Source organism: Candidatus Poribacteria bacterium (genome assembly GCA_016866785.1).
Lineage (GTDB): Bacteria > Poribacteria > WGA-4E.
The window spans coordinates 1-10,510 of record VGLH01000137.1 but is presented as its reverse complement, the minus strand read 5'-3'; the positions used below and the strand labels follow the sequence as shown (position 1 = coordinate 10,510).

Annotated in this window: 11 protein-coding genes; 8 read left to right on the top strand and 3 right to left on the bottom strand. The window is 60.7% G+C overall.

All coding sequences use genetic code 11. The features are described from left to right. Both FJZ36_15945 and FJZ36_15940 read right to left on the bottom strand, forming a co-directional pair. On the bottom strand, positions 1-498 hold a 498-nt coding region (locus FJZ36_15945; GenBank protein MBM3216393.1), incomplete at its 3' end, for a WD40 repeat domain-containing protein. 105 nt (positions 499-603) lie between these two features. Beyond that, positions 604-1,173: a hypothetical protein gene (locus FJZ36_15940; GenBank protein MBM3216392.1), complete on the bottom strand. Its 570-nt coding sequence runs from the start codon at positions 1,171-1,173 to the stop codon at positions 604-606. A 63-nt stretch (positions 1,174-1,236) separates the two neighbouring features. Between FJZ36_15940 and FJZ36_15935 the strand changes: the two genes are divergently transcribed. Beyond that, entirely contained in the window at positions 1,237-1,944 is a 708-nt protein-coding gene (locus FJZ36_15935; GenBank protein ID MBM3216391.1) for a hypothetical protein, read from the top strand. 27 nt (positions 1,945-1,971) lie between these two features. On the opposite strand, the gene FJZ36_15930 is transcribed toward FJZ36_15935, so the two are convergent. Continuing rightward, positions 1,972-3,399, bottom strand: coding sequence for a replication initiation protein (locus FJZ36_15930; protein MBM3216390.1), 1,428 nt, complete (start codon positions 3,397-3,399; stop codon positions 1,972-1,974). Positions 3,400-4,056: 657 nt separating this feature from the next. On the opposite strand from FJZ36_15930, the gene FJZ36_15925 reads away from it, so the two are divergent. The 7 genes from FJZ36_15925 to FJZ36_15895 all read left to right on the top strand — a co-directional run. Continuing rightward, the gene (locus tag FJZ36_15925) at positions 4,057-4,890 is read left to right on the top strand and encodes a hypothetical protein (protein MBM3216389.1); all 834 of its coding nucleotides are present in this window, start codon (positions 4,057-4,059) and stop codon (positions 4,888-4,890) included. Positions 4,891-6,066: 1,176 nt separating this feature from the next. Next, the gene (locus FJZ36_15920; protein ID MBM3216388.1) at positions 6,067-6,324 is read left to right on the top strand and encodes a hypothetical protein; all 258 of its coding nucleotides are present in this window, start codon (positions 6,067-6,069) and stop codon (positions 6,322-6,324) included. A gap of 77 nt (positions 6,325-6,401) precedes the next feature. Beyond that, positions 6,402-6,686: a BrnT family toxin gene (locus FJZ36_15915; protein MBM3216387.1), complete on the top strand. Its 285-nt coding sequence runs from the start codon at positions 6,402-6,404 to the stop codon at positions 6,684-6,686. Positions 6,687-6,711: 25 nt separating this feature from the next. Continuing rightward, positions 6,712-7,008: a helix-turn-helix domain-containing protein gene (locus tag FJZ36_15910; GenBank protein ID MBM3216386.1), complete on the top strand. Its 297-nt coding sequence runs from the start codon at positions 6,712-6,714 to the stop codon at positions 7,006-7,008. Positions 7,009-7,054: 46 nt separating this feature from the next. After that, positions 7,055-7,633 (top strand): hypothetical protein, encoded by a 579-nt coding sequence (locus FJZ36_15905; protein ID MBM3216385.1) that lies wholly within the window; start codon positions 7,055-7,057, stop codon positions 7,631-7,633. Positions 7,634-8,064: 431 nt separating this feature from the next. Next, positions 8,065-10,149: an SAM-dependent DNA methyltransferase gene (locus FJZ36_15900; GenBank protein ID MBM3216384.1), complete on the top strand. Its 2,085-nt coding sequence runs from the start codon at positions 8,065-8,067 to the stop codon at positions 10,147-10,149. A gap of 136 nt (positions 10,150-10,285) precedes the next feature. After that, a partial coding sequence (locus FJZ36_15895) for a type IV toxin-antitoxin system AbiEi family antitoxin domain-containing protein (protein ID MBM3216383.1) occupies positions 10,286-10,510 on the top strand: 225 nt, incomplete at its 3' end.

Genomic DNA, 10,510 nt, shown 5'->3' with positions numbered 1-10,510 from the left:
CCACAACCGCACCGTATTGTCATACGAACCCGAGGCGAGCGTCCGACCGTCCGGGCTGAAAGACACCGACCGGACATAGTCCGTATGCCCCGCGAGCGCCGCGGCTTTCCGGCGCGACGCCACGTCCCACAACCGCACCGTCTTGTCCCAAGAACCCGAGGCGAGCGTCCGACCGTCCGGGCTGAAAGACACCGACACGACCTGATTCGTATGCCCCGCGAGCGCCGCGACTTCCCGGCGCGACGCCACGTCCCACAACCGCACCGTATTGTCCCAAGAACCCGAGGCGAGCGTCCGACCGTCCGGGCTGAAAGACACCGACACGACCCAAGAAGTATGCCCCGCGAGGGTGGCGACGGGTTTCGCGGTCTGCGCGACGGCGTTCACCGCCCACAGGGCGCAAACCAGCAGGCAACCTACGCGTGCGCTCGCGGATGGGCGTTTCCGGTGCGGCAAGGCAGAAATACGAATGAACGCGCCCATGTGGCAAGACAACATCGGGTCTACCTCCGTGTCTGGCGGCTAATCGGCGCGGGGTGTGATCGGGAATAGGATAGCCAACTACGGTCGGTGACTGAAGTGTTGCCCTTCGTCGTACGCGGTCTAGCGCACAGTGACGATGCCTTCCACCAGCGCCCTCGCGGGCACCGAGCCGTTGGCTGAGTCGCGAAGGTCGGCGCGGTTGATCTTGATCGCGCTCGTTCCTGTGCTGACGGCGCGGAACGTCAGCCGTGCGATCGCGCCACGGCCCGAAGCCCCAGGCGGATCGCCGAGGCCTACTCCAGTCGTCAGCTCCACAGTCCTGGGCGCAGACTGGTCCCACCAGAATCCGAGCTTGCCGCCTCCAGATGTGAGGAAATCGCCCTTGTGCACGTCCTGCAGCTCGATCGGTCCCGGCTCGTAGCTGAACGTCGCATGCGCCAGCATCAGGTTGCTGACCTCCTCAGCGATGAGCTCGACCGTGAAGGTCTTGCCGGCCGCGACTTCCGACCTGCGCGGGCGGAGCATCAACGCGGGTCCCGTGACGGCGTTGACCGCGAACGCGCGCGTTGCGGGCGTCGGTTCCTCGCGATTGTCGATGTCCCTGCCCTTTACCGAGAAGGCGTAGGCTCCCTCCCCCTGCTTTCGCACCGATTCCGAACCGATGCCGAAGCTCCCTGGATCGTCGTGCAACCAAGCGCCGTTGTCTGGCGTTCCCAGTTCCGAACAGAGCGGAACTGATTGGGGGTGCCTGTCATGCACGATCGGACTTCGGAAGTGTCCCGCACCGGTTCCGAAGCGACTTCCGAACTCGCCACGAAGTGGGTTCCGAAGCCGGAGGCAGCTCGCCTCCTCGCAGAGAGAAACGGCCGCGATGCCCCTTACTCAGACAAGTGGCTTCGGGAGCTGGAAAAACGAGGGGAGATCGAGACCAGGCGAGAAGGCGGAAGAGTACTTGTTCGGGTGGAAGTGACTTCTGAAGTCGCTTCCGAACCCACTTCCGAAGCGCTCCCAAATACTTCCGAACTTACTTCGGAACTAATTCAGCAGGTCCGCCTTCAGTACGAGTCGTTGACGGTTCAGCTTGATCGCGCCCACGAAGCACTTCAGAAGTCGGCGGAAGATCTTCGGAAGAAGGACGAGGACCTCGCCCAGACTCGGCGGCAGTTGGATGCCGTTACTGGCTTCCTCATTGCTTCGCTCGTCCGGCCCGAGCGACTTCGGAAGTCTTCGGAAGTGAGTTCGGAACTGGTTCTGGCGTCCGACGTGGAGAGCGCCGCAGGTATGCCCGCAGATACTGCCCGTGATTCGGTGGCGGCGAGGGATGAGACTTCCGAAGTGAGTTCCGAAGCGATTCCCGGCAGGGGTATCGAGCGGCGACCAACCCGACGAATCGGCAAGAGGCCAGGTCGGCTGCGCCTGGCATGGCTGGTTCTGACCGGTCAGATGGGAGCACCTGTGTAGCGGCCCATGCGGCTTCTCGGCACCGGATCAGGTATTGAGCTCTTCCAGCCGCTGCTGGTACTGCTCGTTGAGCGCCTGGAAGCGCTCCGGATATTGTTCCCGCAAGCGTGAGTCGACCATGGCAGTGAGCGCCCCGCCGGAGTCGTAGGCATCCCTGGGCGTGGTGCGAGCTTTCACATAGCTGCGCGCGAACGGCGCCTCCGTGAAGAGACCATCGATGGTTGCACCGAAAGCGGACGGCTCTTCGTGGAGTATCTGCTTGCAGATCTCGTGTGCCGCTTCATCCCACTCGCCTCTCAACTGGTTCTTCCGCTCGTCGTCCTTCCACTGATTGCCACTGCGAGCTCGAGGACCTTCTGGCTTCTCCGCATCAGCCGATTGCGTGTAGTCCCCGCGGATTGCCTCTATGAGGAATCCGGGTCGGTTCCTGATCTTCGACTTGGGCTGTGCAGCCAGCAGAGCGATCTTCTCACGGACGTAGGCAGCAAAGTCACTACGGCCGTTCGCCCGCCTGGATGTCACGTAGTCCCAGTCCTTCTGCACAACAATCACGGCTTCGCTCTCCGGCAGACCAGCATCCACGAGTTCCTGAACGAGCTGTGCGTGTCGGCTCGGCTGTGGAGCGTCCTGATCGGCTGTTTGTAGCGCCTGAGGCAACTCCGTCCGATTCCTGATCCGGAACTTCACGGCGGTCACACGGCGCTTCTGGCGCTTGTAGCCCGCCTCGACGCGCAGGTCGGTGAGTCTGTTAATCTCCTCCAACGGATCTTTGATGACCCACTTATTCAGTTTCTTGAACTCAGGGTAGACCCCATCCGCCAGCCCCATGAGTTCTCGGAACGTCGCCACTGGTATCCACGGTGTTTCCCCGCTTCCGCTCTCCCGCCGAGTCCAGTGCACGCAGATTTCGTACAGTGCTAGCGCATGCTTGCTACTGAATCGGTTCTGGATTGCCAGACTGATCCGCGCGTAGATCCTTGGGTTGTTGAGCTTCGCTCTCAGGTCCGTGTCGAACGCATAGGTCACGATGCCGCGGTGGATTCGGACGCGCGACAGCAGTGTGTAGAAGCCCCAATCACTATCGCCATCCGCGCCCAGAACATCCCATTTCAGAACGTTCTGGCCAATGCCTTCAAGGGTCTGCTTGAGGTGGTCGACATTCCTAGTCTGGATACCGAGCCGGCGCATGAGTTCTGCGACACTGATCGAGTGCTCGTCGCGGTCCAGAAGATGGTCGTAGGCGTGGTAGAGAAGGTGGTTCCATGACTGTCGCTGGAGAAGAGTCATCTCGTTCGCGACGTGGATTGCCTCTTTGGCTTTGATAACGTAGGGGCCAGGTTCTGTGAGCGCTACTTGGCGTTCCTGGCTCTGAGGCTTTGGCATGTCGGGCATCCTCTGCTGGCTGGTCAGTAGCCTACCCAACATCGGTGAAGACATCAAGGGGTATCTCTTCACCGTACGTTCTGTTGTCCCAGGCAGCACCTGCGATAGCAACCGTCGCGGCGATGCTACGGGCGTTCACCGGTGTTGATCACAAATCACTGTACCTTAGCGAGGGTCTGTCTGCTCTCGCCGACCTCTAGAGCGCCTAAGCGACCTGCCAGAAGGCTCGGAACCGAAAGTCTCGGACAGTGCCGTGACCACCATCACAAATCCCTTCACCTGTCAGCACAAATCCCTTCACCTGTCAGCACAAATCCCTTCACCTGTCATCACAAATCCCTGTACCATACTGGCGATAGAATCCGATGAACACTGGGATTGCGGCGCGTACAAATGGTACAAATGGTACAAGTACTACAACAGACGCCGAGTCTGCTCTGTTGTTGCCTTCTATCCTCCCAATGTCACGCGGAGCGATAGGCGGCAATCCCAGTTCTCTGCCACTCGTGATCAATGCCGTGGATCCTGAGCTCATCGTCTCTTCTGCCTCCCATGTGCTTCCCAACCTTGCGTCCGGAGGCCGCGGACCAGCTCGCCATCTTTTCGACACGAACGAGCAACGGCCGCCACGACTTCTTGCCCGGCCGATCACCTTGATCCAGACTCAATGCGGCGCAGGCGGGCGCGCTGGCTGCGACGGTGTCTGGACGCCTGGCCGAGGACGGAAGTGTGCGTCTTGGCGATCCTTCGTTTGGGGCGCCCAGCCTCCAGAAACTGTTCCCGGGACGCCCCGACGGGCCCATGGCGTTGCCCGATTTACCTGATCGTCCAACGCGTACCCCAGAGGCGAACCACCTGCTTCGGGAGCTGCAGCAATCCGATGTCACGGGCGCACGCCGCCGCGACATCGGAAAACGGCTGGCGGAGATCGAGGACCCGCGGCGTGGCGTCGGCGTGTGGAGCGGCGTGCCAGACATCGAGTGGGTCTTCGTCTCACCGGGAGGCAACGTGGACATCGAGGGGTCCCGCAAGAGCGTGTCGCCGTTCTACCTCGCTCGGTATGACGTAACGTACGGTCTGTATGAAGCGTTCGTGAAGGCTTCGGACGGGTTCGCCAATCCGCAGTGGTGGCAGGGCCAACCATCTGGCCGCGATCTGAGGAACCAAGCCAACCGGCAACTGAACGCTCCGCGGGAGAACGTAACGTGGTACCAGGCGGGGGCTTTCACGCGTTGGCTCAACGCGCGGTTGAGGGCGCAGAGCGCGTCCGTCTCCGCTGGGAGCGTTCGCGTCAACGGTCTGGTTTGGGAGGTTCGCCTTCCTACGGAGTGGGAGTGGCAGTGGGCGGCTCAGGGGGTTCTGAGCAGCGTTCCTTTCCGTGGGGAGGCTGGCAGGAAGGACGCGCAGACACCGATCAGTCCGACTTACGTGGAACGACCGCCGTGGGTATGTACCCAGGAGGATCGGCGGCGAGCGGCGTTCTGGACCTGTCGGGGAACGTGGGGAGTGGTGTCTGAACAAGATCAGCCTTCTTTACGCTACGACAGTGGATGCAAGCAATGACTGGAGGGCTCTGCGGGGCGAGTCGCTCAACCTCATTCCCGGGATCGCCTCCTCGTCGATCCGCAGCTACAACCCCCCGCACAGCCGGAACGGCAGCATCGGCTTTCGGGTGGGGTTGTTCTCTCCTCAATGAATCTTTGATCTCTTATAGGGCGCGAAGCGCCCGTATCAGGTCTCTGTATGGGCATACGGGCCGTGTAAGGACGAAGGTCTGTCCATACGGGCAATGACTGCGCGTTTGGCACACGGCTCGTCAGCCGGAACCGACGAACACGTTCGGTGGCGGCGGCTTTGCATTCCCACAGAACGCATCCCACCAAAGCCCATCGGGACGGGATGTCGCGCCAAACCTATGGAGCGGCGAGTGGCGGCGGAGGGAATTCATCATCAGCGACTCTCAGGAACAGGGACGCTCCATCCGCCACAGCGCTGGGATATGGACGGCGGGCTTCCTCCCAGCTCCCCGTATCGAACAAGCGCAGTTGGGCGTCCGACGAGACGTCCTTCGGCATGCGGATCGACTCCATCCACGCCACAAGCGGGTGCCGCTTGTCGACATGGGTTACGCGGTATCCGTGACGTTTCCTCGTTCCCAGAATCGCGCGGCAGCAGCTCAACGCCTTCTCTTCGGACAGGAACTCGTATGAGCGCGTCCGGAGTTTGCCTCGTAGGCGCCCCCACTGGGCAACGACGAGGTACGGGACGTCAGCGTAGGCATCCACTCCGAGGACGAGCCGGTACCGCCGCAGTCTGTTCCGGGGTTCGTCCACAGCGTGTAGCTCAATGATGTGCCGTTCACGCACAAGACATCCCATGGTCGATGTTCCTCGCGATGACGTCGCCGCTACTTGCGTGGTCGCCAGCGTTACAGTTCCAGTTCCCTCGGCGGACCGGCTGTCCACTCTTGGCTTATAGGCCGCTCGTTCCCGCATTGAGCGCGTGACACGTCGACGTTTCGGGCTTCTCTGGATCCGCCGGCGTAGGTGAGGAGTCTGCCCTGCATGGCTAATGCAACACTACAGTCAGATCGCTCCGATTCAGATGGCCCGCCAACCCGCATGAGTGTGGATGCTCTCCGCCCATAATGCAACAGAAGGGCTATTCCGTTGCATCCTATCGACCGCGGACGTATGGTATCCTGTCGGCGAGACGGATGCAGAACGGAAGGAGGGCGCCGTGGCAACCACCGTGGAACAGGTACTGCGCCAGATTGAGACCTTGACCGACGAAGAACGCCGAAGGGTGCGCGACGCGTTGGACAAGCTCGTAGCCGCAGAGCCCCAACCGACTCCCGCGCAGAGGAGAATGCTGGAAGCCGGTCTGATCCGCAATGTCGCCGATCCCCGCAAGCGCGCAGCGTTCTTCCGGAATCATCGCCCGATCAAGCTCGAAGGGGAGATCATCTCCGAACGGATCCTCGCGGAACGACGATAGAGCAGTTCCGTCAGGGCTGCACGAACTACCCCAATGGGGTATACTAGGTAGTACTCCGGGCGGGGTTGGGCGCGTCCATGCAAGTTGAGTGGGACGAAGACAAGAACGACGCCAATATCCTCAAGCACCGAGTCGACTTCGAGACGGCGAGTCGCGTCTTTGAAGACCCACTCCGGACGGACACCCAAGATGATCGGGAAGATTACGGCGAGGAGCGTTGGGTCTCTACCGGATACGCTGGTCCTCGCCTTCTGACCGTCGTCTACGTCGAGCGTAGTGGAATCCTTCGGCTCATCTCTGCTTGGAAGTCGACCCGAGAAGAGAGGCGCGCGTATGAATCCGCTCAGTCATCAGGAACGTGATGAACTGCTTGCCGAGTTGGATGCGATGAGCGATGAGGAAGTGGAACGGCGCGTTCGGGAGGATCCTGACGCGCCAAACCCTGGAGTAGTTCTGCCGCGCCGGCGCATCGCGTTGGCAAGGAGGATTCGGCTGCAGTTGGGGATGTCGCAGTCTGAGTTTGCCCATGCGTACGGATTCCCCCTCAGGACACTTCAGAAGTGGGAACGCCACGAACGCGAGCCATCCACGGCGACGATGGCATACCTGCACGCGATCTCGGCTATGCCTCAGGCGGTAGCAGAAGCGGTTGCTGAGGGGTTTGATCGCATGAAGGCATCGTAGAAAACAAGGCGCTGGAGCCCTGCGAACAGCCGATCAGATCCGCTGAATGAACACGAAGACGATCCGATACCTGACCCAAGACGAGCTACGGCGGCTCCTCGGTGCCATTCCGACAGGCAGCAAGCAGGGGAAACGCGACAAGGCGCTCCTGTACCTTGCGTACCGGATGGGACTGCGCGTCTCAGAGGTCACAAGTCTTCACGTCGACGACATCGACCGTGGCCGCCGACGCATCACGATCCGCCGCGTGAAGGGATCCTACGGCGGCGAGTATTCGTTGCCGCCGGATTGCTGGAAGCTGATCGTTTCCTATCTTCGCACGCGAGCCGACGACCTTCCCTACCTCTTCATCTCCAACCGAGGAAATCCGCTTGACCGGACGGTCGTCTTCCGAGCGATCAAGAGATACGCGAAGCTGGCTGGGATCCCGGAGTCGAAGGTCAGTCCCCATGCGTTGAAACACAGCCTCGGCACGCACATGCTCGAGGCAGGATGCGACATCGCCGAGGTACAGGATCAGCTAGGCCACCGGAACATCCAGAACACGATGGTCTATGCGAAGATCACGAGCAAGAAGCGAGATGAGATCGCCCGTCGGCTTGACCTGAGCAACGCCATCGTATGATGAAGCACCCAGAGCTAGGTGGATTGTCCCCATCGACTCGGAGCTTCTTCGTGGTGCTTCCGCACATCCCGCGTGTTCTCTCGTTGTGTGATGGTTTGGGGCGGCCTCTCCGCGTTGGGGGTGGACCATGGCGATGGTCGGCAGTATGTTCATGCTCAGCCCTGGGCACCAGCTTGCACCGCGACCTGCTCAGAAACCGGGGTCCGGAACCGTCGTCTGAGACCCTGTCGATGTCGTGCCCTGAGCTCACGAGTCGATCTCGCAGCTACCGAACCCGTTCCTCGTCGGACTGGACGCGATGGCTCACACGGCGTGACGGCACGCTCAGAGCCATCCATTCCCGGGCCTCGTCGTAGGACATGACTTGAGGGGGCCTCGGTCGTGCATCCGGCTGAGGAACAGGACACATTGCCCGACCGCAGGAGATCAGTGTGAATCACAGCGAGATCGTCAGCCTGCTTTGGGGCATCGCCGACCTAATCCGCGACACCTTCAAACGCGGCAAGTATCAGGACGTCATCCTACCCCTGACCGTCCTACGCCGGCTTGACTGCGTGCTTGCGCCGACCAAAGCGAAGGTGCTGGCAACGCACGTACGCTTCCAAGGCGAGCTCGACAACCTTGACGAGCTGCTTGAAGGAGTGTCAGGGTACGCGTTCTCCAATGCGTCCCTATACGATTTCGACAGGCTTACCGACGATCCGACGAACACGGCAGCGAACCTCCGCAACTATATCGCCGGGTTCAGCGAGAACATGCGCGAAGTTCTCGAAAAGTTCGACTTCGACAACACAATCAGCAAGCTGGACGAAGCCGGGCTTTTGTTCAAAGTGCTCGAACGTTTCAAGGAGGTCGACCTTCATCCCAACAAGGTGGACAACCCCACCATGGGGATGATCTTCGAGGAGCTGATCCGCAAGTTCAACGAAGCGCTGAACGAGAACCCCGGCGAGCACTTCACGCCGCGCGACGTGGTGCATCTGATGGTAGTCCTCATGCTCGCCGGCGATGAATCGCGCATCGGCGACCCCACGAAGGTGTTTAGTGTCTACGACCCGTGTTGCGGATCCGGCGGAATGTTGATGATTACCAAGGAACATGTCACCGTCGGCGTGCGCCGTAACGGAGACATGATCCGTCCGGCAACCGATCCGACGGCGAAGATCTATCTTTTCGGCCAAGAGGTGAACCCGGAGACATGGGCAGTCTCGAAGTCGGACCTGTTCATGAATGACCCGACCGGGGAAGATGCCAAAAGAATCGAGTTCGGAAGCGTCTTGTCGAACGACCGCCATGCGAGCCGCACTTTCGACTATATGATCGCGAATCCGCCGTACGGCAAAGACTGGAAGCGCGACGAAGACGCTGTTCGGAAAGAACATGAGAACAGCAATGGCAGGTTCGCCCCCGGTCTACCACGGATCAGCGACGGCCAACTCCTCTTTCTGCTCCACATGTTGTCGCGTCGAAAAGAACCCCAGAACGGATCGCGCATCGCGATCATTATGAACGGTTCGCCGCTTTTTACGGGCGATGCCGGGAGCGGCGAGAGCGAAATCCGCCGTTATGTCCTCGAAAACGACTTCCTTGAGGCGATTGTCGCGTTGCCGGAGCAACTCTTCTACAACACGGGTATCGCAACCTACATTTGGTTGCTCACCAACCGCAAAGCGCTGCATCGCCTAGGCAAGGTGCAACTCATTGACGCGTCGTCGTTCTGGGTTCCGATGCGGAAGAGCCTCGGCGACAAACGGCGCGAAATACCCTTCGAACGAGCAGAAGACATCCTCAGAGTCCTCACCGAGTTCAAAGACGGCGCGGAGGAAGAAGCTGTCGTCAGTCGCATCTACCCGACGACGCACTTCGGGTTCCGCAAGATCACCGTCGAGCGTCCGTTGCGGCTCAGCTTTCAAGCGACGCCCGAACGCATCGCCCAACTCGACAACGAAAAGGGGTTCCAGAGCCTCGCCGAGTCGAGGAAAAAGGGGACCGCCGGCGAGATGGAGCAAGCGGTCGGACGCGCCCAGCAGGAGACGATCCGGAAACTCCTGCGCTCGTTGCCGGACACGCTCTTCACAAACCGGGATGAGTTCGAACGCGCGTTGAACAGCGCGGCGCGGAAACTGAACGTCTCGCTTCCGGCGTCGGTGAGGAAGGCGATTCTTTCGGCTCTCTCCGAGCGCGACGAAAACGCCGCGATCTGCCGCGACAAGGACGGCAATCCCGAACCGGACCCGGAACTCCGCGACACCGAGAGCGTTCCGCTCTCTGAGAGCGTCGAAGCCTTCTTTGAGCGCGAGGTGAAGCCTCACGCGCCCGACGCCTGGATTGACACATCGAAACGCGACGAGAAAGACAAACAGGTCGGTATCGTCGGCTACGAAATCAACTTCAATCGCTATTTCTACCGCTACACGCCGCCGCGTCCGCTTGAGGAGATCGAGGCGGACATCCGCGAGATCGAGCAGGACATCGTACGGATGCTCGCCGAGGTGACCGGCAGCAGTGCCGGTTGAGCAACGCCGTGCATCGCAACCCGTTGCCGTCCCTGTGACTCAACCGGCGTCCCTGTGCTTTCGCCTCACCAACGGTGGTGGAGCACACCTGATCAAACGTCGGCACTTGCATCTAAGTGCCGACGTTCATTACGATATGACTATGAATACTGGTCGTATCACGACGGATCATCTCCGCGAAGCGGGCGTCGGGGCGTTCTTCCGTCTCCGCGACGTTGCTCCGCTCGGCGTCTCGTACTCGACGCTTCGGCGGCTTGTGACCCACGGAGAGGTTCAAAAAGTCGGCGCGGGACTCTATCGGCTCAGCGACGCCGATCCTGTCGAACTAGAGACGGTCGCGATGGTCGCATCCGCCGTTCCC

Coding starts and splice junctions, on each gene's coding strand:
- FJZ36_15935 (MBM3216391.1), top strand. CDS start 1,237: ATGCACGATCGGACTTCGGAAGTGTCCCGCACCGGTTCCGAAGCGACT.
- FJZ36_15915 (MBM3216387.1), top strand. CDS start 6,402: ATGCAAGTTGAGTGGGACGAAGACAAGAACGACGCCAATATCCTCAAG.
- FJZ36_15910 (MBM3216386.1), top strand. CDS start 6,712: ATGAGCGATGAGGAAGTGGAACGGCGCGTTCGGGAGGATCCTGACGCG.
- FJZ36_15905 (MBM3216385.1), top strand. CDS start 7,055: ATGAACACGAAGACGATCCGATACCTGACCCAAGACGAGCTACGGCGG.